The 20,576-nt window shown below is 29.8% G+C and carries 35 protein-coding genes and 1 tRNA gene; 18 read left to right on the top strand and 18 right to left on the bottom strand.

All coding sequences use genetic code 11. The features are described 5' to 3' along the window. The 7 genes from WBG30_RS09005 to WBG30_RS08975 all read left to right on the top strand — a co-directional run. Positions 1 to 447: phage baseplate protein (locus WBG30_RS09005; RefSeq protein ID WP_424504320.1), on the top strand; the 447-nt coding region annotated here is incomplete at its 5' end. Next, positions 447 to 1,034, top strand: a complete 588-nt coding sequence (locus WBG30_RS09000) for a hypothetical protein (protein ID WP_424504319.1) — start codon at positions 447 to 449, stop codon at positions 1,032 to 1,034. The genes WBG30_RS09005 and WBG30_RS09000, both read left to right, overlap by 1 nt. A gap of 9 nt (positions 1,035 to 1,043) precedes the next feature. After that, positions 1,044 to 2,582, top strand: a complete 1,539-nt coding sequence (locus WBG30_RS08995) for a hypothetical protein (protein WP_424504318.1) — start codon at positions 1,044 to 1,046, stop codon at positions 2,580 to 2,582. Next, positions 2,583 to 2,897 carry a hypothetical protein gene (locus WBG30_RS08990; protein ID WP_424504317.1) on the top strand — a complete coding sequence of 105 codons (315 nt, stop codon included), beginning with the start codon at positions 2,583 to 2,585 and terminating at the stop codon, positions 2,895 to 2,897. 39 nt (positions 2,898 to 2,936) lie between these two features. Further along, complete coding sequence (locus WBG30_RS08985; protein ID WP_424504316.1) at positions 2,937 to 3,233, top strand: hypothetical protein; 297 nt, start codon at positions 2,937 to 2,939, stop codon at positions 3,231 to 3,233. After that, positions 3,230 to 3,769, top strand: coding sequence for a lysozyme (locus WBG30_RS08980; RefSeq protein ID WP_424504315.1), 540 nt, complete (start codon positions 3,230 to 3,232; stop codon positions 3,767 to 3,769). Before WBG30_RS08985 ends, WBG30_RS08980 begins: the two co-directional genes overlap by 4 nt. Positions 3,770 to 3,782: 13 nt before the next feature. Beyond that, complete coding sequence (locus tag WBG30_RS08975; protein ID WP_424504314.1) at positions 3,783 to 4,097, top strand: hypothetical protein; 315 nt, start codon at positions 3,783 to 3,785, stop codon at positions 4,095 to 4,097. 222 nt (positions 4,098 to 4,319) lie between these two features. On the opposite strand, the gene WBG30_RS08970 is transcribed toward WBG30_RS08975, so the two are convergent. After that, positions 4,320 to 4,532: a hypothetical protein gene (locus WBG30_RS08970; RefSeq protein WP_424504313.1), complete on the bottom strand. Its 213-nt coding sequence runs from the start codon at positions 4,530 to 4,532 to the stop codon at positions 4,320 to 4,322. A 731-nt stretch (positions 4,533 to 5,263) separates the two neighbouring features. Between WBG30_RS08970 and WBG30_RS08965 the strand changes: the two genes are divergently transcribed. Continuing rightward, the gene (locus WBG30_RS08965) at positions 5,264 to 5,995 is read left to right on the top strand and encodes a recombinase family protein (protein ID WP_424504312.1); all 732 of its coding nucleotides are present in this window, start codon (positions 5,264 to 5,266) and stop codon (positions 5,993 to 5,995) included. A gap of 29 nt (positions 5,996 to 6,024) precedes the next feature. Here WBG30_RS08965 and WBG30_RS08960 read toward each other — a convergent pair whose 3' ends face one another. The 5 genes from WBG30_RS08960 to WBG30_RS08940 form a co-directional block, all read right to left on the bottom strand. Continuing rightward, positions 6,025 to 6,765 (bottom strand): hypothetical protein, encoded by a 741-nt coding sequence (locus WBG30_RS08960; RefSeq protein ID WP_424504311.1) that lies wholly within the window; start codon positions 6,763 to 6,765, stop codon positions 6,025 to 6,027. Continuing rightward, positions 6,765 to 7,469: a ParA family protein gene (locus WBG30_RS08955; protein WP_424504310.1), complete on the bottom strand. Its 705-nt coding sequence runs from the start codon at positions 7,467 to 7,469 to the stop codon at positions 6,765 to 6,767. Before WBG30_RS08955 ends, WBG30_RS08960 begins: the two co-directional genes overlap by 1 nt. Before the next feature lie 15 nt (positions 7,470 to 7,484). Then, entirely contained in the window at positions 7,485 to 8,423 is a 939-nt protein-coding gene (locus WBG30_RS08950; RefSeq protein WP_424504309.1) for a replication initiation protein, read from the bottom strand. Positions 8,424 to 8,722: 299 nt separating this feature from the next. Further along, positions 8,723 to 8,851 carry a hypothetical protein gene (locus tag WBG30_RS08945; protein WP_424504308.1) on the bottom strand — a complete coding sequence of 43 codons (129 nt, stop codon included), beginning with the start codon at positions 8,849 to 8,851 and terminating at the stop codon, positions 8,723 to 8,725. A 122-nt stretch (positions 8,852 to 8,973) separates the two neighbouring features. Next, positions 8,974 to 9,186: a hypothetical protein gene (locus tag WBG30_RS08940; RefSeq protein WP_424504307.1), complete on the bottom strand. Its 213-nt coding sequence runs from the start codon at positions 9,184 to 9,186 to the stop codon at positions 8,974 to 8,976. A 163-nt stretch (positions 9,187 to 9,349) separates the two neighbouring features. Between WBG30_RS08940 and WBG30_RS08935 the strand changes: the two genes are divergently transcribed. Continuing rightward, the gene (locus WBG30_RS08935; RefSeq protein ID WP_424504306.1) at positions 9,350 to 9,541 is read left to right on the top strand and encodes a hypothetical protein; all 192 of its coding nucleotides are present in this window, start codon (positions 9,350 to 9,352) and stop codon (positions 9,539 to 9,541) included. Positions 9,542 to 9,652: 111 nt separating this feature from the next. Here WBG30_RS08935 and WBG30_RS08930 read toward each other — a convergent pair whose 3' ends face one another. The 12 genes from WBG30_RS08930 to WBG30_RS08875 all read right to left on the bottom strand — a co-directional run bounded on the left by WBG30_RS08930 (position 9,653) and on the right by WBG30_RS08875 (position 14,936). After that, entirely contained in the window at positions 9,653 to 9,829 is a 177-nt protein-coding gene (locus WBG30_RS08930; protein WP_424504305.1) for a hypothetical protein, read from the bottom strand. Between the two features lie 45 nt (positions 9,830 to 9,874). Then, positions 9,875 to 10,048: a hypothetical protein gene (locus tag WBG30_RS08925; RefSeq protein ID WP_424504304.1), complete on the bottom strand. Its 174-nt coding sequence runs from the start codon at positions 10,046 to 10,048 to the stop codon at positions 9,875 to 9,877. Continuing rightward, positions 10,042 to 10,212 (bottom strand): hypothetical protein, encoded by a 171-nt coding sequence (locus WBG30_RS08920; RefSeq protein WP_424504303.1) that lies wholly within the window; start codon positions 10,210 to 10,212, stop codon positions 10,042 to 10,044. Before WBG30_RS08920 ends, WBG30_RS08925 begins: the two co-directional genes overlap by 7 nt. A 38-nt stretch (positions 10,213 to 10,250) precedes the next feature. Then, entirely contained in the window at positions 10,251 to 10,460 is a 210-nt protein-coding gene (locus WBG30_RS08915; protein WP_424504302.1) for a hypothetical protein, read from the bottom strand. After that, positions 10,457 to 10,780: a hypothetical protein gene (locus tag WBG30_RS08910; RefSeq protein ID WP_424504301.1), complete on the bottom strand. Its 324-nt coding sequence runs from the start codon at positions 10,778 to 10,780 to the stop codon at positions 10,457 to 10,459. The genes WBG30_RS08915 and WBG30_RS08910 overlap by 4 nt, the downstream gene beginning before the upstream one ends. Positions 10,781 to 10,800: 20 nt before the next feature. Beyond that, positions 10,801 to 11,133: a hypothetical protein gene (locus tag WBG30_RS08905; protein WP_424504300.1), complete on the bottom strand. Its 333-nt coding sequence runs from the start codon at positions 11,131 to 11,133 to the stop codon at positions 10,801 to 10,803. 27 nt (positions 11,134 to 11,160) lie between these two features. Further along, complete coding sequence (locus WBG30_RS08900) at positions 11,161 to 11,466, bottom strand: hypothetical protein (protein ID WP_424504299.1); 306 nt, start codon at positions 11,464 to 11,466, stop codon at positions 11,161 to 11,163. A gap of 150 nt (positions 11,467 to 11,616) precedes the next feature. Further along, positions 11,617 to 12,591 (bottom strand): tyrosine-type recombinase/integrase, encoded by a 975-nt coding sequence (locus WBG30_RS08895; RefSeq protein WP_424504298.1) that lies wholly within the window; start codon positions 12,589 to 12,591, stop codon positions 11,617 to 11,619. 247 nt (positions 12,592 to 12,838) lie between these two features. Continuing rightward, on the bottom strand, positions 12,839 to 13,267 hold the full coding sequence (locus WBG30_RS08890) for a hypothetical protein (protein WP_424504297.1): 429 nt from the start codon (positions 13,265 to 13,267) through the stop codon (positions 12,839 to 12,841). 236 nt (positions 13,268 to 13,503) lie between these two features. After that, a complete protein-coding gene (locus tag WBG30_RS08885) occupies positions 13,504 to 14,283 on the bottom strand; it encodes a hypothetical protein (protein WP_424504296.1) in 780 nt (259 codons plus the stop codon). Next, positions 14,280 to 14,741 (bottom strand): hypothetical protein, encoded by a 462-nt coding sequence (locus tag WBG30_RS08880; RefSeq protein WP_424504295.1) that lies wholly within the window; start codon positions 14,739 to 14,741, stop codon positions 14,280 to 14,282. Before WBG30_RS08880 ends, WBG30_RS08885 begins: the two co-directional genes overlap by 4 nt. A gap of 42 nt (positions 14,742 to 14,783) precedes the next feature. Beyond that, positions 14,784 to 14,936 (bottom strand): hypothetical protein, encoded by a 153-nt coding sequence (locus WBG30_RS08875; protein WP_424504294.1) that lies wholly within the window; start codon positions 14,934 to 14,936, stop codon positions 14,784 to 14,786. A gap of 144 nt (positions 14,937 to 15,080) precedes the next feature. Between WBG30_RS08875 and WBG30_RS08870 the strand changes: the two genes are divergently transcribed. The 9 genes from WBG30_RS08870 to WBG30_RS08830 all read left to right on the top strand — a co-directional run bounded on the left by WBG30_RS08870 (position 15,081) and on the right by WBG30_RS08830 (position 20,574). Then, positions 15,081 to 15,551 carry a helix-turn-helix domain-containing protein gene (locus tag WBG30_RS08870; protein WP_424504293.1) on the top strand — a complete coding sequence of 157 codons (471 nt, stop codon included), beginning with the start codon at positions 15,081 to 15,083 and terminating at the stop codon, positions 15,549 to 15,551. Positions 15,552 to 15,737: 186 nt separating this feature from the next. Further along, complete coding sequence (locus WBG30_RS08865; protein WP_424504292.1) at positions 15,738 to 16,334, top strand: hypothetical protein; 597 nt, start codon at positions 15,738 to 15,740, stop codon at positions 16,332 to 16,334. Positions 16,335 to 16,492: 158 nt separating this feature from the next. Then, positions 16,493 to 16,639: a hypothetical protein gene (locus WBG30_RS08860; RefSeq protein ID WP_424504291.1), complete on the top strand. Its 147-nt coding sequence runs from the start codon at positions 16,493 to 16,495 to the stop codon at positions 16,637 to 16,639. A 369-nt stretch (positions 16,640 to 17,008) separates the two neighbouring features. Beyond that, positions 17,009 to 17,248 carry a hypothetical protein gene (locus WBG30_RS08855; RefSeq protein ID WP_424504290.1) on the top strand — a complete coding sequence of 80 codons (240 nt, stop codon included), beginning with the start codon at positions 17,009 to 17,011 and terminating at the stop codon, positions 17,246 to 17,248. Continuing rightward, positions 17,249 to 17,321, top strand: a tRNA-Pro gene (locus tag WBG30_RS08850). Between the two features lie 334 nt (positions 17,322 to 17,655). Further along, positions 17,656 to 18,777 (top strand): hypothetical protein, encoded by a 1,122-nt coding sequence (locus tag WBG30_RS08845; protein WP_424504289.1) that lies wholly within the window; start codon positions 17,656 to 17,658, stop codon positions 18,775 to 18,777. A gap of 173 nt (positions 18,778 to 18,950) precedes the next feature. After that, the gene (locus tag WBG30_RS08840) at positions 18,951 to 19,559 is read left to right on the top strand and encodes a hypothetical protein (RefSeq protein WP_424504288.1); all 609 of its coding nucleotides are present in this window, start codon (positions 18,951 to 18,953) and stop codon (positions 19,557 to 19,559) included. Between the two features lie 13 nt (positions 19,560 to 19,572). After that, on the top strand, positions 19,573 to 19,986 hold the full coding sequence (locus WBG30_RS08835; RefSeq protein WP_424504287.1) for an HNH endonuclease: 414 nt from the start codon (positions 19,573 to 19,575) through the stop codon (positions 19,984 to 19,986). A gap of 132 nt (positions 19,987 to 20,118) precedes the next feature. Next, complete coding sequence (locus WBG30_RS08830) at positions 20,119 to 20,574, top strand: phage terminase small subunit P27 family (protein WP_424504286.1); 456 nt, start codon at positions 20,119 to 20,121, stop codon at positions 20,572 to 20,574. Positions 20,575 to 20,576: the final 2 nt, after the last annotated feature.

The following is a 20,576-nucleotide window of genomic DNA, read 5'->3' as shown; positions in this document are numbered from 1 at the left end:
GGAGATTATCTACAGACAGAAAATGCTACTCATCCTGCTACAAGATGGATAGGGACTACATGGATTAAATTAGAAGGTCGGGTATTATTAGGAACTTCCAGTGGCTATGCTTTAGGGAGTCAAGGTGGGGCAACTACAATTACATTAACAAAAGCTAATTTACCAAATATAAAATTAAAAACAGATAGTCATTTACATACAAAATCGCCACATACACACTATTTTAATGTTTGCCGTGATGCTTCAGAGGGAGCAATTTCTGGAAGTACAAAACCTGGAGGAGGAGACCCAAATCAATATGGAGGGACATTTAATGTTACTACGAGCTCATCAGATGGAGGGAATACTGCTGCTGCTGCACCTTATACAGAGGCTCTAGGAAACGGGGCAGCATTTAATGTTATGAACCCACATAGAACGGTTCATATTTGGAGGAGGACAGCATAATGAAAAGATACATATATTTAGACCGGGAAAAGGCAAAACAAGGGATCTCATTAGTATACGGAGTGTCAGAAACAAAGATAGAAAACTATGAGCAGTACTTTGAAGGAAATGCAATAGAATTTTACGGAGGAGATCTCCCTCATTTTGTTACTTATCTGGAAGGAAGTGATTCCATAAGAGAAGCTACTGAAGAAGAGAAACTAGAAAGAGGAGATAGGGGACTAAATGATGGAGAAGTTCTTATCAATGGAAAGATAGTTTATTATGATAGCTACTCTCAAAAGATTGTAAATGATCAAATAGTAGATAAAACTAGGCAAGACTATATTAGTGAAGGAACAATAACTTTAGATAGTGAAAAAGAAAAGGCTCGAACACAAAGGGAAAAGGAATATGCTGCTTATCAAAAACTAGCTAATAATATTTTTATGGGAATAGAAGAAAAATTAACTGAAGAAGAAAGTGCAAACATAAAAGTATGGCATAAAGCCTGGAAAGATGTCCCTAATAACTATACTAATATAAATATAGTTATAGAAGAAATGTATCCTAAAAGATCAGATAGGATAAATTACTATTATATGTAGGAGGACAAGATGAAATATATATTAACAGATCAGTATCAACCACTAGTGGAAAAAGAAGGTGCTATAGAGAATAGATCCTCTTTCCATACTCTTCATTTAGCTAGTGCAACTACTACCCCAGATGGGAGCATACCATTTGTTGAAATTAACAAAGGTGATACACAGAATTTTAAAGCTCTGGATGGGGAAACTATGTATGCAAAAATAGTAAAAAACGAAAATTACCCTACTTTAGAAATTTCTGTTGTTACATTTATACCGGAACAATTACAGAATTGTTATGAGTTACCACATCCATCTTTAGATTATGCTCTCTTTGTAGAAAATGGAGAGTTGAAGGAATGGAGTAAGGATGGAGTAAGCAAACTTAAAACTTTAGAGCAAGTAGGGAACGGGGATAAAGACACTCGTTCTTTAAATGGAAAAGGGCTGAATGGAATTATTGGACAGGATAATTTACATATTGGAAAAGGATATAGAAATGAATGGAACAATCTTGTTACTGGAGTTACTATCATTGACGGTGTAACTGTAATGGATAGTAATGGATGGAAGATTTGCAAACCCGCAGCAGGTGTAGAGTTCAGTTTAACATTCCGACTTCTTGAGTACTTAAATCCTAATGATTCAGGAGGTACACGAATTAATGTTTCTTCTTCTAGATACCCAGAATCAGAAATTTTTGTAAAAAACATAGTTGAATTAGAAATAAATAAAACGTATGAATGGAAACTTGGTTTAGCTCAAACGGATGCAGAAGTGAGTATTTTTATTGCGGATGGTGTAACTGTAAAAGCTGAAATATGTTTGACTAAAACGTCTTTCCCGGTACCCTACATAAAAGACTCTATACCGGATGGCAGATGTGTTTTAGATGCTGATTGGACTAGTGCTAATCGTAGCTTTATATTTAGCGGTTTTGCACCTAGTTCTGAACAGTTATTTTTTAAATTATCAAACTCCGTAGGTAATCAAAGTTCTCAAGAAAGTTTTTATATTTCACAGGCAGACAGTTCTAAAATATATGATGCAATTTTTTCCGATCTTTATACTTCTGTATTCGAAGATGATGGAACTATTTACACTGGAGGAGTAGGGTTTACTGATAGAGGAATATCGGGTGGAGTGGTAAGCTTAACTCGTAATATAGAATATGGCGGAAGAGCAAATGATTTTAAAGGGGTATACGTCTATAGTCTTGAAATTACAAAAGAAGGATTAGAGGAAGATTTAGCAAAATGGAAAGCTGGAAAAATAAAATTAGACCCTATGGGGTTTGTAGAAAATATTCCAAACTCTAAAAAAAGAATGGATAAGTCAGGCATTTTAAAAACTCATATCGAAGTAACAATTGCAGAAAAAGACGAGGACATATACCCAGCGATAGAGGGTTATATGTTAGAGTTAATAGATTCTAGTGGGGTTTCGTATATAAGTGTTGGAGTAGATGGAACAATCCCAACAGGTAAGCTTAAAAACGTAGCTGGATATATAAGAAGTGATGAAACTAATGCAGTTTATCCATTTAAAATAAGGGTGGTGAAATAAATGAAAATTACAATGTCTAGAAGAGAACTCCCTAAATATTACCCTGTTAAAGGGGGAGGGAATGTACAGTTATATGAATATGATGAAACCAAAAATGAAGTGCAAGAGATGGAAAATGAAGAAGGTTTAAAAGTCATTGTGGTAGTTAGGAAAGGTTACAAGACATTCGTTGCAGCTTATAAGGATGAATATTTCGCAGATATAGAAGTAGGAGAGGTAGAAGGAGAAAAACAATATAAAAAATGGATAGAAATAGAAGAAAATTATGATAGTTTATTAGAGCAAATAAAAAATGGTGAGATAGAACAAATCTAAAATTTGTAAGTTTATAAATAAAATAACTGGAGGGATTATTTGGAATACAATATTACATTAGACTTAATAACATACATCATAGTCTTAATTGCATTTGGCACTATAGGTAGCTGTTATCAAGCATATAAAGATAAAAAAACTATTAAGCCATTCTTTGCTAGAGTTATATGTGGTGCATTTGCTGGAGCCGTTACAATGCCGGTAGTATTTTTTTTGCAATTAAAAGGATCACCAGCCGTAATTCATTTTGGAATAGCTACCCTTTTAGGGTATTTATCTGAAAAAGGAGAAGCTGGAAGAATCGCAGATCTTATTTTTCTAAGAGGTGGAAGATGATAGAAATGAAAAAGAATGAAATAATGAAAAATGGAATGAAAATATCTGAAGAGGGGTTGAAACTTTTGAAACACTTTGAAAGTTTCAAGGGGAAAGCTTACACTTGCCCTGCGGGAGTATGGACAATTGGTTGGGGATTTACAAGAGTTAACGGCATAAAAGTCAAAGAGGGCGATATTATGCCCTTAGAAGTGGCTGATATAGAACTAATTAAGCAATTAAGAACTTATGAGAATGTAGTTAGAAAAGCCATCATGATAAAAAAGATAAATCAAAATCAATATGATGCCCTGGTTTCTCTTTGTTACAACATTGGAGGCTCTAGTTTTAGGAGATCCTCATTAATTAAGTTGGTAAATAGTAGGAACTTTATAGGAACTTGTAGGATATTTAACATATGGTCTAAGGTAGGAGGACAAAGGTCTAAAGGGTTACTAAGAAGAAGGATGTCGGAGAGAAATTTATTTTGTGGCTGGTCAGATCCGATTGTAAAGATCGTTCCTAAAAATTATCATGAAACATATAAAGAACTATAAGGAGAGTGAAAAAATGAAAGAACTATTAGGAGAGGTTTTAAAAAGCCCATGGCTTTGGTCAGTTATTGGGGGGTTAATATGCTTGTTGATACCATCACCGCTATTGAAAAAGGCAGGAGATAAGGCAGGAGATGCAATTGAAGAACTGGCTGGAGAGAAAGCTAGAGAAATAACTTACAATGTGTTACATGGCTTTGCGGAAGGATTGAAAAAACAAAAACATAATGGTAATAAAGAATTAATTTCTAATACTAAGATAGATAGATATTTAGAAGGATATAAAGTAAAAGTGGGTTTGGGGGATTTAAAGTCGAAGGCAAGGGAATAGAATTTAAAATAGATCCTCTACATCATAAGACTAAATTATTTCAATTTAAAATTTTTAGGAGAGCTAATTCTATAAAGGAATTATTTTGGGGATATAAAGGGTAAATTTAAAGGGATATCTAATATCCCTTTTTTATTTAAAAATTATGTTAGTTACAAAATACATGTTTTGGAACTTTCATAAATAGAGACAAATAAAAAGGACACTAATTTTAGTGCCCTTTCACTTATTTTTTTCATCAAAAAACTCAAATATTTCTAATAATTTATCAGATTTATTTTTCCCTTTAACTTTTTTTAATACAGAATTTATAAATTTCAATTCGTTTTCTGTAAATGAAGTTGAAAAACCTTTAGATCGTGTCAGTTTTTTAACTTCAACTTTAGGTCGTCCTGAACCAGTCCTAGCACCGCCCCTATTTTCTTTTTTTTCCATGATAACAACCCCTTTACATTATTAATTCTAAATAGTATACTATATGTGAGTATGGTGTAGTAAGAATTTTAATTTCTTTCTTAACCAAAAGGCTTGGTTCGTTACCAAGCCTTTTTTATTTTTTGAAATAAATAATTAAATCAAATAATTTTAAAATAATAAAAAATAAAGTGGCAATCATTCCTAAAAAAATAAATGTTTTTTTCATAATCATATTTAAAAGATTGGTGGGGGAGTGACCCCCATTTTTTTTACTTTTGAACTAAGATAATTATCTTGTCCATTAGTTCTAATATAAACCAATACGTTAATCCTAAAACCCCTAAGGCAAAGACTAAATATTCATTTTTTAAAACTTTGAGTATGGTTTGTAACAATCTTTTAATTTTTTTCACCTCCCTTAACTTAATAATATTATACTACACTTTTGAAAAAAACACAATCTTTTTTTTCAAAAGTTTTATATTTTTTATACCTTCAAAATTTACGTTTAGAGCTTCCTTGAAACAAAAATATTTTTACCCCTATATTTTTATTTTTTTAAATATTTTTTTATGCAAAACAAAATAATCTTTTTCAGATCTTAAAATTTTAAAAAAACTAGTAAAAAAAACCTAAATTAAAAAACTAGCAAAAAACTTTGTTTTTGATGTAAAAACATGTTAAAATTAGCTATGCACAAAAATCGGGCGATTTAGTGCATGAATTATAAAAAAATAGGGAGGATAAAAATGATCTATGGATATGTTAGGATTTCAACAAAAAAACAATCTCTGGAAAGACAAATAATAAATATTATAAAATTTGAAAAAAATGCAAAAATAATTAAAGAAATTTATACAGGAACTTCTACCAACAGAAAAAACTTTTTACAATTATTAAATAAAGTAAAATCTAACGATACAATTATTTTTGATTCTGTCAGCAGAATGAGTAGATCTGCAAAAGATGGAATTGAAATTTACGAGAGGTTAATGGATGAAGGAGTAAATCTTATTTTTCTAAAAGAAGGGTATATAAATACAGATATATATAATTCTCAATTGGAGACATATAAAAATATAGATACAAAAGAAAAAGATCTTAAACCTCTCTTTGAAGGAATTAGAGAAACACTTAAAAATTTAGCTAGGAAACAAATAAAAGTAGCTTTTGATCAATCAGAAAAAGAAGTTGAAGATATGAGGTGCAGGACAAAAGAAGCATTAGCAGTAAAAAAATCTCAGGGAGTAATTCTTGGGAGACCTCTGAATTCTAAAAAGCCAACTAAAAAATTTTTAGAAGCTAAAAAAATAATTGAAGTGCATCATAAAAAATTTGGGGGGAATTTAAAAAATATAGAAGTGGCTAGGTTATGCAATATCTCAGATAGAAGTTTTTATAAATATTTAAAAGTCATGTTGGATGGAAAAGAAGAAAAATATAAAAAAGAACATGGGGAATGTAAGAAAATTTTTGAATAATAAAAAAAGAGAGATTAAGTTCTCTCTTTTTATTTTTCTGCATTTTCAAGTCTTGTTATAAAATCATCTATGTCACACATTTCGTCTAAGTTTTTCTCCACTGCTTCCATTTTTTCTTTTATTTTCTTATTGAACTCTTCTATTTCTTTATTAATTTTTTCATTGTCTTTAAATAATTTTTCTTTTTTAGTTAGAAGATCCTTTTTATTTATTGGTGGGAGTTCTGTATTTTTTGTTTTCTCTGTGACTATCTCAGCATCTTCAATTTCGCAACTTTCAGTATTCGCAACTTGCGAATACTGTTTTTTAATTTCTTTTAATTTTAAACTCGGTTTTTCTGATTCTATAACCGTTAGCATTTCATCATTTGTTAAGTTGTTTTTTTTACTGGTTAAATCTTTTAATACTGGGATTGGAAGTTTCATTATTTCTTTTCTATCAGTTTCTAAAAACAAATTATATCTTTTCAATAAGACAGAACTTTTATCTTTGTTTATCCCTACAGCTTCACACCAAGCCATATAAGTCCCACCATTATAGTTAGCTAACTTCTTATTAACACTATATAATTCCTCTGCTATTTCAAAAGTGGCTTTCCCCACTCTTTCCATGTTTATGAATATTTTTTTCTCTGATTCTATTAATTCACCTTTAAGATCAGAAATTTCAAATTTTTCATAATCAAATTTTGAATTATATATGATTACTTCATTCTTTTTTTCCGTTTCCTTTATGCTTTTGTTTATATTTTTAAATAAATCAGTACCCATTAGTAGATCACCTCAACTATTTCTGCTAATGATTCTTTTATCCCATCTGCTTTTTTAGATTTAGTTTCCCAAATAGTTTTCCCTTTTTCTGTTAATGTTCCAATGAAAGCTGATTGATTGATTGGGAGAATAACTTTTGTTTTTGTGTCTGCTACTGTTTCTATAAGGTTTGCATAGTATTCTTTTTCTATCTTAGTTTTTGTAAACATATTAGGAACTATTGCAGCTATGTCGCTGCCTACAGAGTTATTTATAACGTTTACAACTCCACTTACAGAAGCATATTCCATTTGACTAGGGATAACAATAGAATCAGAAATTTTTATAAATACATTATCTAGTTCCAGGACTGGAGATCCATCTATAAAAATATAATCATACTGTTTTTTAAAAAGTTCTATAAGATCAATAAATTTTTTCTCAAAAGAACTTTTTATTTTTGTTGTAGTCAAAGGAATGTACATTAAATTTTCTCTTAATCTAATAAGTTCACCGCTCCCTTTTTCTATATAGTCCTCTAATCCTTTTCCAAAATTATTTTTTATGCCTGCAAAATGTAATATATTATTTTGGTTATCAGAGGTTAATATTAATATTTTGAATTTTTTTGTTAGTTGAGTTGTCATTGCATGAGCTGTCCAGAAAGTAAGAAGCGACTTCCCAACTCCTCCTTTATTATTTTTAAAAAGTACTACCTTTCCCATTTTGTCCTCCTTTGTTTATAATTCATATTTAATTTTAAATTCTTCTAATTTTTCTGCTGTTTCTATTTTTTCTAACTCACTGTTCAATTTTAGTTTATTTATTTTACCCAATTTTATTCTTAATCTATTTTTTTCTACTCCGAATACATTCATTATTTTACTTTCAATTACTGTTTTTTCTATTCCATTATTACTTTCTTTTCTTATCTTTTCTGTTTTTTCTAGTTTAAATAATATTTCTATCCGGTCTATAGATCTACCTTTTTTTATTTTGTTTATATTAGTTATTTTTAATCCGATTTTTAAGAGTTCTTTTCTCGCTGGATTAAAAACTTGTTGATCTATATTACTAGCTTTATAGCTCATTGGAATTTCCATGACATCTTTAAACTCTTCCCAGTTCATGAAAAATTTACCAGTGCTCAAAAATTGGTTTAATAAATCCATTAATCTCTGTGAGTATTTTCCTTTGACGTTATGATTTATTACAGTTGTCATTAAGTTAGTTAATTTTATTTTTTCTTCTTGGCTGCACTCTAAAGATTTTATTCTTTCGTTATTCCCTTTAGCTTTATGCCATTGATCTATATCTAATTTCGAATAAAAATAATCCTTCCAGAAAGGGTTTATCCTCACCTTTATATTAGTTTGGTTTCCATCAACCTTAGTTAGGAATAATCCTCCACCTATAGTGCCGCCATCACTGGTTTCTAAAACTGTGTTAAATATTCCTTTATCGTTATCATGAAAATCCTTTTGAAATTTTTTTAAATCGAGTGTATCCCTTAGATTTAGAAGTGTTCTCAATTCCTGATTACTTATAATTATTTCCCCCTCAAGTGTGTTAACTTGATTGAATTTATAAACTACCTCTTTAAAAAACTTGATACCAATTTCTTTATGAAATTTTATTGGCTTTCTATTCAATTCTTTATGTAACCTAATATTTTTCAAAATCAAACTCCCCCTTACTTTTCTAATATAAGAATACTATATAATAATAAGTAAATCAATCTTTTATTGTCACAAAAGTAAGAATTTATTGCTATATAAGTAAGAATTTATTGCTATATAAGTAAGAATTTATTGCTGTATAAGTAAGAATTTATTGCTATATTAAAGTTCTATACTTACAGCTTAAAGGTCTACAATGAGACTAATAGCTTTTAATAGTCTTTAATAATTATTAATACAAAATAAAATTATTAATGCTATACTTAATTGTGTTCAAAACTCACTTTAGAAGTGTAGTTTTACTTTGAGGTATCTATTCCAGTAGATATCTCTTTTTTTTTGTTAATTTCAAGTAAGTAAGCATCTGCTAGAGATATTCCAGTATCTCTATATTTTTCACCTAAAAGTTCCATCATTGCTAAATTCATAATATTCCTCCTTTTATAAAAATAAGCCGGATCTGTGGTCTAAGCAATTATATAAATTTTCTATAAGCTATCTCATCAGTGCTAGAAGCTAATCTCTAGCAGACCTCCTAAGAGGTTTCGAATTAATATTTAAAATCAATTTCTATCTCCTTTGGAGTAAATACTTCATGGATCTTAACTCCTAACTTCATTTCGCTATCCATTATTAAGAAAACACCATCTGCTTCTATCACATTTCTATCTGTCAGCCATTTTCTAGCCTTTATTTTATTAATACCTTTTATAAAACTTACTCTTTTAACTGCTTCCTTAAATTCCACCGCTTTAATAATCATAATGTTCCTCCTAAATTTATTTATTTCCTCTTCTTATTAATAATATACAACATAAACGTTTAAAAGTAAACATTTATGTTTAATTTAATTTAAAAATATTTAATTTTGCTTTTTATAGTTTAATAATGTACAATTATATTAAGAATTATAAATGGAGGGAATTATGGAAGAAGTACAAAAAATTATAAAAGATATATTATTTTTTATAAATAATAAAAAAATTGATAAAAAAGAGATCTGTAAAAATTTAAATTTAACTTACCCAAGGCTTGCTAGAATTTTGAAAGATGGAGGAAAAGCTATAGACTTGTTTGAATTACATAGTTATTGTAAAAATTATGATATAAATAAATAAAAATCATTAATTGAAAAGCCCTCTAATTTGATTAGAGGGCTTTTTTAATTCTTATATGTATATTTTATCGGTGCAATCTCTTAAAATGCCTACAGTCTAAAATTTAAGCTATCAAGCTTTACTTAGAAGCTTATGATCTAGTTCTATATATTCATTAAGGCTGTCTATTTTTCTTTCTGTTCCTAACTCTGTAACTAAAGTAATTTCATTTTTATGGAAAATAACTTTCTCACAATAAAAACTTTGTTTAAAATCTTCTGTGTATTGTTCATATATTTTTACCTTCACTAAATCGCCTCCTACCTAAACAAATTCTTATTTGTTTTCTTTTATTTAGTTTTCCCAAATGATTATTTTTTCCCCTAAGAACCCTTTTGAATCTATATACATAGCCTCTTTATTATCTCTAGTTTTAAAAATGTCATACTCTTTTATACTCCTCTTAAAGTTCTTAAAACTATCGTCACTCTTAGATGTTATACCTAAGTTATTTTTTAAATTCACCATCTACAACTCCCCAATACTTTTATAGTCTCTCGCATTTCTTTTATTTTCTTGCTTGCACACTCAATTGTCAAGCAAGTCTCAGAACCGCACTCACAAGCTCTATTGTTGTTTTTATATTCTTTAGTTATTATTTTTAAGCATTTTTCACATATAAATTTTTCCACTGTTCCCTCCCTCCCAAACAAATAACAATTTTTTGTTTCTAAACAGTTTCGCTCTGGCTCTTTAAATTTCTTACTTCACTTAAATGACTAAATAACTTTTTAAATCTTTCAGCACTCTTTTCGGTGTTTCCAGGTGTTGTAAATGGCAAGTCTGGAAAAATCACTACTATTTCATTTCCTACAATCCTGCATCGTGCTCTCCATCTATTTTTTTTACAAAACTTTTTAGCCTCTTTTAATAAATTCATAGTGCTTTCTCCTCTTTATTTTTAAAAATGTTACTTCTGCTTTTAATATCTTGTATGATGTGTTCGTAGGCATTAATTTTTCCTTTATGGAAAAGTAAGACTCTTTCTGCACCTTCTCTTTCTTTTAGATTTTTTATTAAAGTTTCTAAATCTTTTTCACAGGCTGCTTTGTGAATAGTTATCTGATCAATTAAAATTTCTTCAGGTGATTTAAATACATCATCAAAATGAAATATTCTAGGTTCATTGACCGTTTTCACATCTGTGGTTATATAATTTTTAATTTTAAAAGATTTTTTTATTTTTTCAAATAAATTCATATTTCCCTCCTAATCGTTTTTTATTGTCTTATCCTGTGTTGACAAACCCCACACTCTAAATATTCCTCTGTGGTCTCATATCCGTCGCATGGAATAGATCTATCTAAGCTCTTACCTTCTTTTTTTACTCTATCTAATTCAAAATAATCTTTTGTCACTGTTTCGACTAAAAATAATAATTTTCCTCCACACACAGGGCAGTTATTCATGGTCCGCCTCCTTACCAAATTTAGGCAACCCATCTGACCAAGGCTTTTTTCTTCTTCTTGGCAAGTAGCACATATGTTTTTATATTTACCTTTATTGCTATGGAACTCCCAACCACATTTTTTACATTTTTTTATTTTTTCCACAATTTCCTCCTCTTATAAAAACAGTAATTAATTTTTATCAGTTAAGTTTTTATGTTTTTTCTTAAATTTTTCATTAAATTCTTTATCTTGTTGGTGGCAATCGGCGATAACTTTATCTATAAGATCCTCAATTATAGTTTCTTCTTTTTTTAAATAATTTTTCAAACCACATAAGTTATCAACCATAAGTAAATGATCTTTAGTAGAATTTAAAATCTCTATAAAGCTCTCTATTTTATCAACTAACTGTTTGTGGCTTGGGATTGTTGTAGGTGTACAAAAAAGTGTTTTCCCCTGGCTACCAGTAGATAAAATTATATTTTTTTCTTTCATTCTTGCCTCCTCATTCATAAAAACAATACTTCATTTTATTTTACTGAATTTGACTCTTCAGCAATTTTTCTATATAATTAATTTATGGTTATAAATAATAAGTAGTGTCTAGTTAAGAGGTTAGCCTAACCAGCTAACCTTTTTTAGTTACTAAACTATCAAATTCATTATATTTTCCATTACTTCCCCAGAGTCATCTTTGAGATAGATCTCTGTTGTACTAAGATTGCTATGTCCCAATAAAATTTGAATTTCTCTTGGATCAAATTTCCTATTATTAAATCTTTCATCCTCTCCTCTTTTTAATGTTTCCGCTCTGGAACGCCTAAAAACATGAGGTGAAATATGTTTATTAAGTATCACTCCAGTTTTTTCTATCCTGGAAGCTAGCGTATTTTTCGTGATAGCTCTTTTAACGTTTCCTTTTAGTGGGAGTGCAGGATAAATAAATAGATCTTCTATATCATCTTCTCCTCTCTGTTCTAGCCATTTTCTAATGAGTTCCTTTGTATCGTGCATGAAGATTAATTTGGTTTTCTTTTTTTGACCTTTTCGGATAACTTCATTAGTTACATTCCCTTCCAAAATGTCTTTCTTTTTGACCTGAGCTAGTTCCGATATCCTAGCCCCACTATCGTAGGCAAGTGAGATCATAACGGCATCCTGCAGTCTCCAATTGGCTACAAACCGATTTATTATAGATTTAACCTCAGCTCTATTTATAAATATTTTTTCTCTGATTGGTTTCTTTGGGAGTCTCTTAATTCTCCTAAGTGGGTTTTTCATGTAGTTTTCCCAGCCTTCCTCTTCGTCTTCTATGTAATTCAGACAACTAGTCAGGACGCTGAGAATAGAATTAGCCCTAGAATGACTTAGATTTAAGTCATACTGTAAGATAATAAGTAAGTCCCTAAAATTTGATCTCGACATTTCTAAGATGCTTTTATTTTCAAAAAAATCTTGGATTAACATTGTTGAATATTTCAATAGACTTGTATATTCTATTACTGTTCTGTCAGTAAGCCCCGTAGCCTTACACTCGTTTAGATAATCCATTATTACAGCCTTAGTCTCCCTAGGGACGACCTCATATTTTTCTTTAGTAAATCGTTTATTATATTTCATCCTTCCCCCTATTGTTTGCGTAAGAGGGCTACCCTATGCCCCCACCACAACTGATGATCTACACTTACGAAATGTGCAGTTAACAAGAAAACCAGATCTCTGTTATGAGGACCGCGATTCCCGATATATATATTAATTTTAAAATTAATAACTTATTTCTATTTCCTCTCCTAGTAAGTAAGCATCTATAGCTTCACTTTCTATTTGATCTGTAGTAATAACTATTTTTCCACTGTTTTCTCCTGTTCTAATTCACTTTTCCTAATCGGCCATTTAATTTTCCTGTTTTATCGCTTCTTTCCAAAGTTTTACACTTTTTACAACGTGTATTGTAACTTACACCAAATTTATCGATTGTAGTTACAAATTCTGTTTTGCATTTTGTACAAGTTCTTAGTCTTTCGTTGCTATTAAGGGTTTTTATTTTTTCTCTTTTTTTTAAGTTGGTTTTTATTTCTAGCTCATAGTCCCTGTTTGAAATTATGAATTTTTTAAATTCTTCTTCACTTTTTTTTGTATAAAAAAATTTTTTAGTTCCCATTGGTTCGAAATCACCGAGCCAATATTTATTTAAAATAAGGGGGTCTATATTATTTTTTTTCATTATTTTTCTTGCACAACTCACCGTTCTTGCTCTAGTTTCTAATTTATTTAATATTTTTATTTTGTTTTTCAAAATAGCCTCCTCTAATTAATACAAGTTGTATACCGGTTGCTATAATCTAAGCAGATCAGCAGCACTCACGATATGTATTCCTTAGTAGAAACATAAGTTTTGTGCTATAATTTGCTTGCAGGTGTAGTTTTTTCCTAATTTTTTTCTTTGGCGGATAGATTTTAGATATTTGTTACTCCTGCTTTATTATTATTTTTCATTTGTATTTAAAACATTCAATCATTTTTTGTTCCTCCTTATATTCTACTTTTTATTAATGCTTCAAAATTTCTTATAGGGTTATTATTCCCTTCAGTCTTTATATCTTTTAGTATATTAATTACAGCTTGTTTGCCGTATTGTCTTGCTAGAGGTACTAATATGCTTCCTACAACCAATGCTGAACCACCTGCTTTAGATACAGCTTTAGATACTGGGTTTAATTTTCTAGTTTCCTGTAATTCTTTATTTAGATCATGTTGAAGTTCTTTCTCTTGTTCTTTAGAAAGTGAAACGCAAATCCCTAAAGAAGGGTTTTCTTTCTTGGAGTTCTTTTCTTGGGGTTCTTTGTTAACACCATTATGGTGCGACCCCTTAACACCATTATGGTGCGACCCCTCACAAGCCTCTATTTTAATGGGTTCATCAAATAATTGCCTAACTTCCTTGGATAATTGTATTACTGAATATGTTCCTGCATTTTTAAAACCATCTTCACTTATATCTGATTTTTTAACATTATATTTTTTATTTATAATTAATCCTAACTTTTTCAGTTTTTCAATTCTCTTTTTTAAAGATACAGTAGATGGGAAAACTACAGGTAAACTATTTTGGATAGTTCCATAATTTACCCAATGATATATTTTATTATCTTGTATAATAGATATAGTTTTACTAGATAAAATGAAATCTCCGATTCTTCTTAGTAGCACAAAGTCTTCTAAATTAAGTTTAGATTTCCCTTTTCCATCTAGATTATTATTTTGTATTTCAATCATGTTAGCTTGGTTCATGTTTAAAAACATATCTCTCATAATTTTCCTCTCTTTTTCTTTAAGTTTTCTTCTATTAACCTAGTTTCTATCTCATTGTTTTCAATTCTCAGTTTTTCACGACAACTTATTACATAACTTAGTAATTGTTCGCTATTTTCGTCATCTAATCGTTCGTATTCTACCTCTAAGAGATCGATTTCCTTTCTTCTTTCGATGAATTTAGCATTAAATTCCACAATTTCTTTTTCTAATTTTTGCAGACCTTCCCTCAGTGCTTCAAAATTTGGGAGTTCATATAATTTTTTTCTTTTTTTTAGGAAATTTTTCTGCATATTTTCGTTCCATTTGTTAAGATTAAAACTCTTTTTTCGCCTTTCATCGTCCATGTTGTCTATGACCTTGGAATGTCTCAAATATTCCTCAAATGTCATCACGCGGGCTTGCATGTTCATGCTACTTTCTAGTCCTAAAGAATCACCATTTTTCCCTCTACCCATTTTAAATCCTCCTGTTTTGTTCTTGTTTTTGAAATAGAACCTTTATTTTAAAATTTTTTCAATTTTTTTTAAGAATTCGGGGTCTTTTTTTTTGATTTTCCTATACATGAGTTCCCTAGAACACCCCAATTTTTCGGCCAATTCTTTCATTTTCATGCCTTTTATGATTGCTTTAATACGAATTTCCTTTAACATTATATCTTCACCCCCCATTCTTTCACTTTCAAGAACACTACGATTATAACTCCAAAAGTTCACACTTGTCAACAGTTTAGTGAAAAAAAATCACACTTGTCAACGGTCTTGTATTATAATACTAATTGTAGAGGAGGTATAACTTTGGATAAATATACTGTAGCGGAAGAAAAAAGAGTTTTACTTAGTAAAGTTATAAAAAAGAAAAGAAAAGAGAAAAAATTAGGATTGAACCAACTAGCTTTAAAAACAGGGGTTCAAAAGTCTTTAATTTCAAGGCTTGAAAATGCTTTAATTTTAAAGATTAATCCTCATTTAATAAAATTGATTGCGGGAGGGTTAGATCTAGATTACAAAAAACTTTATAAAATAGTTGGCTATTTGGATGAAGATGATTATAGTGAAGAAAATGTCTTTGAAAAAGTAAAAGAGGAAACTGAACTATCCAAATTTACTGAATTGATCAATAGTCTTCCTCGAGATTATATGAAAAAAATGTTACGAGAATATTTGGAAAAGGTAGAGCTGGAAGCATATAAAAACGGAACTTTTGAAGAGAAAAAAGGACATTTCAATTTGATAAGGAAAGCAATAGATAATGGTGTAGAAGAATAATATGTCGACATATTAAACATTAATTATTTAGTTAGCTTTAAAACTTCAAGTAAATCTTTTATCTTTATTTTTTTTTTGCTCATAATGCCCGTCCCCCTTTTAATTCAATAAGTGGCCACATAGGTTATTATACAAGAAAGAAGAATTTAGGTAAATTTAATTTAAATTAATATAGGGGGAAGGTAAATGAAAAAAATATTTAGTACGATAGTTTTAATGAGTTTGTTAGTAGGGTGTGGAGAGAAAACATTTGAAGAAATCCAAAGTGGAGTAAATTCAAAGACTTTAATAAATGACAAAATAGAGTATATGGATGAAATAAGGGATGATAAAAAATACAATAGTGAAGACAAAGAACAGCTCCAAAATTTATATAATAATTTAGTGATAAAGTTAAAAAAAGAAGAAGAAAAAAGAAAAATAGAAGCTATGTTACCAGATAGAGATGGGTTTAAGGGTGGTGTGGCTTATTCAGTTATAGAATTTTTAAAAGAAAATATGGTGAATTTAGATATTGAGTATGTAAATGGCGGCAATACTCTTAGGCTTTCGAATGGATTGTTTTTTCAAAACGTAAGTTTCAAAGTCACTAATGTTTTAGGCCAATCGATTAAATATAATTCTTATTTTTTGATAAAAGACAATGGTTACACTAGTGATTCCGTTGTGGGGATTTTAGAAACTAGTAGTGACTTTTTTGATAACTATTTAAAGAAAAATAAAATTGAAACTGTCGAGGACGAAATTTATAATTATTATTTCGGTGGGGAGTCTGTTAATTAAACGCTATATCATTGACATGGATGAACAATTTTGTTTTATTACTTTTTAAGAGAAATGCACTTTTTTTAGTGCATTTTTTATTTTTTCTTAACTTTTTAAGCAATCCATGCGTATAATAAATACATGCCGAAGAAAAAAGTTTAATTTAGGAGGGGATTATGGAAAAGAAAAAATTAGAAAAATACAAAAAGTTAAGTGCTGATATAGAAAAATTGATGAAAGAGAATATATATGGGGAATTTAAAGTTATTTTTGTAGCTGGGCTACCAACTGCGACAACTATAGTTTCAAATAAAAAATATTGACACTTTAAAAAAAAGATAGTATAAATAATATAACAATAAAAAATATGGGAAGACGGACCTGTAAGACCTGTTACTTAGACGAGAGCAATTACATTGCTACTAAGAGAGAACAACTTACACATAAGCAAAATCTTCTAACTTATGTTACCAAAAAATTATGGAGCGTAAAGATTGGCTATTATTAGCCTGTTTTTACGCTTCTTTTTTTTGAATTTTAGGGGGCTCATAGACCATCTAATAGAATTTATCAGCCCCCTTTGGTAGGTTCTATTAGATAGTTTATAACTAAATAAGGGAAAAATAGTTAGTTCTACGGGAAGCTATTTAATATTGAGAAGGCGGGAGCTCAATCACCCAATAGGGGGGGATATGAATTGGAAAAATAAGAAAAAGATAAGACTCTCAGAACTAGAGATTTTGGAAACGGAAAGAAAAAAACTTGCTAAGTTAAATTGGCAACTGATGAGCAAAACAGAAAAAGAACAGTTAAGAAAAGAGATTGATTTTAGTTGGGACAAAATTCCAGGTTATGCAAAAGCTAAAATGTACAAAGATGACTATATCAAATTTGAGATTCAAGAGCATTGTGTAAATTTGGTTAGAAAATAAATTTATTTAGCTCAGTTGGGAGAGCACCACCCTCGGACGGTGGAGGTCATAGGTTCAACTCCTATAATAAATACGATTGATATTACAGGAGCCAAGATTCGACACCTTGGCTCACTAAAATTTCTATGTTTTTAAAGATGCTATAAGGCGGACACCTCCCCGTTTGGGATTATAGCATCTCTATGAATGTAGAAAAAAAGTGTATTGGAGGTGTAGTTTTGAGTATATGTGTACCATGTAATAAAAAATATTTTTGCAAATGCACTAAATGTATTAGAAAAAAATATTGTCCAAAAGCAATTGTAACTTGTTGGGGAAGCACTACAGTAGGAAGTTGTGGTGAGTATAAAAGCGAGTGATGATAAATCACTAATTAAATATAAAAAATGTGAGGTGAAGGCGAGTATGTGAGCAATTATGAAGAATTATTTAGAAAAAAATATGTAGAAGAACAGAAAAAAATATATTTAGAATTATTTGGTTCAGAAAATACAAAAACTTTAGAGTTACCAAAAAATTATAGAGAATATTTGAAAATTGGGATTGATAGATTGAGCCTAGATATAAAATATAATGATCTGAAAGAAAGTACAAGAGATCTAAAAAACATAAGAATTCAAGGTGAATTTTTCAATTTTTTTAAAACAGGAAAATTTAAAGGTAATTTCTATTGCAAACTAGACATTAATTTACCTAGAAATCTATATGGGACCAATATAAAAAATGTGAGAGATAAAAAACTTATAATAAAATCATTTTCTAAGGCTTTTGATGAATTGAAAGATATGGGAATAATTATAAGCAAAAAATCGATAGTAGAGTACATGGAGATTAATAAATATATTATTCTAGATGAACCAATTCATAAAATGGAACAAACTTTCACAATAATAAGAAAAAATATTGTGAAAGGTCATTTTAGTAGAGAAGATAGGCATTATAATAGATCAAAAAATAAAACTGGTGCTATGTTTGGGACGATAAATAAATCAATAACATTTTATTCAAAGATTTTAGAAATATTAAAACTTGAAAATCTTGATGACATAAGTTTTGTAAGCCTTAGAAAGATAGTTTCTAAATTTAAAGAGTTCTTGAGGTTTGAGATTAAATTGAAAAATAATAGTTTAGAAAATGTTTTGTCAAGAAAATTAACTTTGGAAGAGTTACTTGAGAGCCCAGAAGATGTGATTGATGAAATATTTGAAAAAATTGTTATTGAATCAGGATTTACAGAAGAAAGTTTAGAAGTGAATCTTGATAAATCTGTAAAAATGTTTTTGAGAATATTCAAAAGATACAAAAGAGTACATGAACGGTCATTTATTTTAAGGTTTGTTAAGGATTATTCTTGTAAGTTATGGGGTGGAGAGCAGCTTGAAATGATAGCTAATCAATCGAGTGACAGTAAATTTGTGAGGAGGGACAGAAAAAGAAGTTTAAAAAAAGAATTTAAAGCTACAAAAGACAGTGAGATTGACTGTATGGATTGTATTAAAAAGGTTATAAAAGACCTTGATTTTTTTTAGGGTTTTGGTGAGATATTATACCTCACCGTGTAAATTGGTTTTACACTTACATACTACAAGGGTTAAACAGAAATAGTACTGAAAAAATATATCACAGCTCTCTTTATAAAACAGTGAGACACAACTATTTTTTTATCCAAAATATATCTTAAATTTTAGAAATGGGGGTGCAAATGGAATCTAATTTTAAAACTTGGGAAAAAATAAGAAAGGAATATGAGACCACTAAGACCTCATATGTAAAACTTTCTAAAAAATATGGTTTCCATGAGAAGACAGTACAAGCTAGATCTAAAAAAGGCGGTTGGATTAAGTTTTCAAAGGGAATTGAAATAGCAATAAAGAAAGGTAGAGATATTTTTCTAGAAGATACTTCTACTGGGATAAAAGAGTTAATGAAAAAAGAAGATGAAACACTTGCAAAGTTTCAAGAGGTTGTAGATGGAAAAGTTCCATACGAAAGGATATTTAAAAGTCTAGAATTTGCTGGCAAACTGACGGTTAAAATAGACGGGACTGTAAAGGGGCTTGTAGAAACTACAATGATGATAGGGAATAAAAGAAGGGAACTCAGAGGGGTATTGCCACTCAAGGAGAGACAACTAATAGATATAAAAAAAGAAGAACTAAGGCATAAGAAAGAGATGGATAAATCTAAATTAGAGATAGATAAGGCTAAGGCAGTGGTGGAACTAGATCAGCAGAAATTAGAACTACAATCTAAACAAATAGATTATGAGAATAAGAAGGAATTAAACACAATTATTAAAGGGAACCAGTGATTCTATGGCTTTCATGAAATTTTGTGATAAGTGTAAGTCTAAGTATCCATATGGTAAAGAGTGTCCTAATAATTGTAAAGCTAAGGATAAAAAAGAAGCTAATAGCTACTATGATAGCCATCAGAGAAGTAATGCTGAGTTCTATAACTCCAAGAGCTGGAAGAAGGTAAGATTAGTCTGTATGAATAGGTTTGATGGGTTGTGCTTATGGAGTTACGTAAAGCATAAGAGAGTAGTTCCGGGAACATTAGTGCATCATATCATAGAGCTAAGAGATAGCAAGGATAAAGCTCTTGACTTAGGTAATTTAATTCTTATGTGTGATGAAGCTCATAGAGAAATACATAAGCTTTATAGGGGAGACAAGAGGGCAACACAAGCTGAACTGTTAAACATAATAAAAACATGGAACAACAGGGAGAGGTAGGGGGTATCAATAAAGTTTCTGGAACTATGGGGAATACCGCAGCTTTAGAATTCCTCACGCAAATTTCCCAATGGGAGATAATTGAAAAAATTGAGAAATTTCCAAAAAAATAACAGAGGAGTTGAAAAGAAAATGCCACCAAAAAAACAAGTAGGAGCTCAAACAAGACATAATACAAAATCTGAAATAGCTAAAAAGAAGCTTGAAGAAGAATCTACATTTGTGGGGAATGATCAACTACAAAATCCTCCAAGGTGGCTAATCAATCAAGATGCTGTAGAGGAATGGAAAAGATTAGTAAATGAATTTGGGAAAAAATCCCTGATAAGTAATTTAGATTATAACAATCTAGGCTTATACTGCAATTCATTTATTCGATATAAGGGAATTTGTACGCTTTTAAACAAACAAGGTGTAATGCTTTTAAGAGATCCTAACCCATTAGTAGCACTGGAAATTAAATATTCTGACGAAATAAAAAAATATTCAGCACTACTAGGGTTGACCTCGGAAAGTAGATTGAATCTAGGATCTAATAAGATAAATAATGAAGAGCAAAACGTGGAAGGAACTTTTGGAGATATATAAAA

This window comes from Psychrilyobacter sp. (assembly GCF_049671765.1).
Classification (GTDB): domain Bacteria; phylum Fusobacteriota; class Fusobacteriia; order Fusobacteriales; family Fusobacteriaceae; genus Psychrilyobacter.
Note: the sequence above shows the minus strand (reverse complement) of the source record. Positions and strands in the feature narration are given on the sequence as shown.

Bases quoted from the DNA above. Each gene is read 5' to 3' on its own strand.
- WBG30_RS09000 (WP_424504319.1), top strand. From the start codon at position 447: ATGAAAAGATACATATATTTAGACCGGGAAAAGGCAAAACAAGGGATC.
- WBG30_RS08995 (WP_424504318.1), top strand. From the start codon at position 1,044: ATGAAATATATATTAACAGATCAGTATCAACCACTAGTGGAAAAAGAA.
- WBG30_RS08990 (WP_424504317.1), top strand. From the start codon at position 2,583: ATGAAAATTACAATGTCTAGAAGAGAACTCCCTAAATATTACCCTGTT.
- WBG30_RS08980 (WP_424504315.1), top strand. From the start codon at position 3,230: ATGATAGAAATGAAAAAGAATGAAATAATGAAAAATGGAATGAAAATA.
- WBG30_RS08975 (WP_424504314.1), top strand. From the start codon at position 3,783: ATGAAAGAACTATTAGGAGAGGTTTTAAAAAGCCCATGGCTTTGGTCA.
- WBG30_RS08970 (WP_424504313.1), bottom strand. From the start codon at position 4,532: ATGGAAAAAAAAGAAAATAGGGGCGGTGCTAGGACTGGTTCAGGACGA.
- WBG30_RS08965 (WP_424504312.1), top strand. From the start codon at position 5,264: ATGATCTATGGATATGTTAGGATTTCAACAAAAAAACAATCTCTGGAA.
- WBG30_RS08960 (WP_424504311.1), bottom strand. From the start codon at position 6,765: ATGGGTACTGATTTATTTAAAAATATAAACAAAAGCATAAAGGAAACG.
- WBG30_RS08955 (WP_424504310.1), bottom strand. From the start codon at position 7,469: ATGGGAAAGGTAGTACTTTTTAAAAATAATAAAGGAGGAGTTGGGAAG.
- WBG30_RS08945 (WP_424504308.1), bottom strand. From the start codon at position 8,851: ATGAATTTAGCAATGATGGAACTTTTAGGTGAAAAATATAGAGATACT.
- WBG30_RS08940 (WP_424504307.1), bottom strand. From the start codon at position 9,186: ATGATTATTAAAGCGGTGGAATTTAAGGAAGCAGTTAAAAGAGTAAGT.
- WBG30_RS08935 (WP_424504306.1), top strand. From the start codon at position 9,350: ATGGAAGAAGTACAAAAAATTATAAAAGATATATTATTTTTTATAAAT.
- WBG30_RS08925 (WP_424504304.1), bottom strand. From the start codon at position 10,048: ATGGTGAATTTAAAAAATAACTTAGGTATAACATCTAAGAGTGACGAT.
- WBG30_RS08915 (WP_424504302.1), bottom strand. From the start codon at position 10,460: ATGAATTTATTAAAAGAGGCTAAAAAGTTTTGTAAAAAAAATAGATGG.
- WBG30_RS08910 (WP_424504301.1), bottom strand. From the start codon at position 10,780: ATGAATTTATTTGAAAAAATAAAAAAATCTTTTAAAATTAAAAATTAT.
- WBG30_RS08900 (WP_424504299.1), bottom strand. From the start codon at position 11,466: ATGAAAGAAAAAAATATAATTTTATCTACTGGTAGCCAGGGGAAAACA.
- WBG30_RS08895 (WP_424504298.1), bottom strand. From the start codon at position 12,591: ATGAAATATAATAAACGATTTACTAAAGAAAAATATGAGGTCGTCCCT.
- WBG30_RS08885 (WP_424504296.1), bottom strand. From the start codon at position 14,283: ATGAGAGATATGTTTTTAAACATGAACCAAGCTAACATGATTGAAATA.
- WBG30_RS08880 (WP_424504295.1), bottom strand. From the start codon at position 14,741: ATGGGTAGAGGGAAAAATGGTGATTCTTTAGGACTAGAAAGTAGCATG.
- WBG30_RS08875 (WP_424504294.1), bottom strand. From the start codon at position 14,936: ATGTTAAAGGAAATTCGTATTAAAGCAATCATAAAAGGCATGAAAATG.
- WBG30_RS08865 (WP_424504292.1), top strand. From the start codon at position 15,738: ATGAAAAAAATATTTAGTACGATAGTTTTAATGAGTTTGTTAGTAGGG.
- WBG30_RS08860 (WP_424504291.1), top strand. From the start codon at position 16,493: ATGGAAAAGAAAAAATTAGAAAAATACAAAAAGTTAAGTGCTGATATA.
- WBG30_RS08855 (WP_424504290.1), top strand. From the start codon at position 17,009: ATGAATTGGAAAAATAAGAAAAAGATAAGACTCTCAGAACTAGAGATT.
- WBG30_RS08840 (WP_424504288.1), top strand. From the start codon at position 18,951: ATGGAATCTAATTTTAAAACTTGGGAAAAAATAAGAAAGGAATATGAG.
- WBG30_RS08835 (WP_424504287.1), top strand. From the start codon at position 19,573: ATGAAATTTTGTGATAAGTGTAAGTCTAAGTATCCATATGGTAAAGAG.
- WBG30_RS08830 (WP_424504286.1), top strand. From the start codon at position 20,119: ATGCCACCAAAAAAACAAGTAGGAGCTCAAACAAGACATAATACAAAA.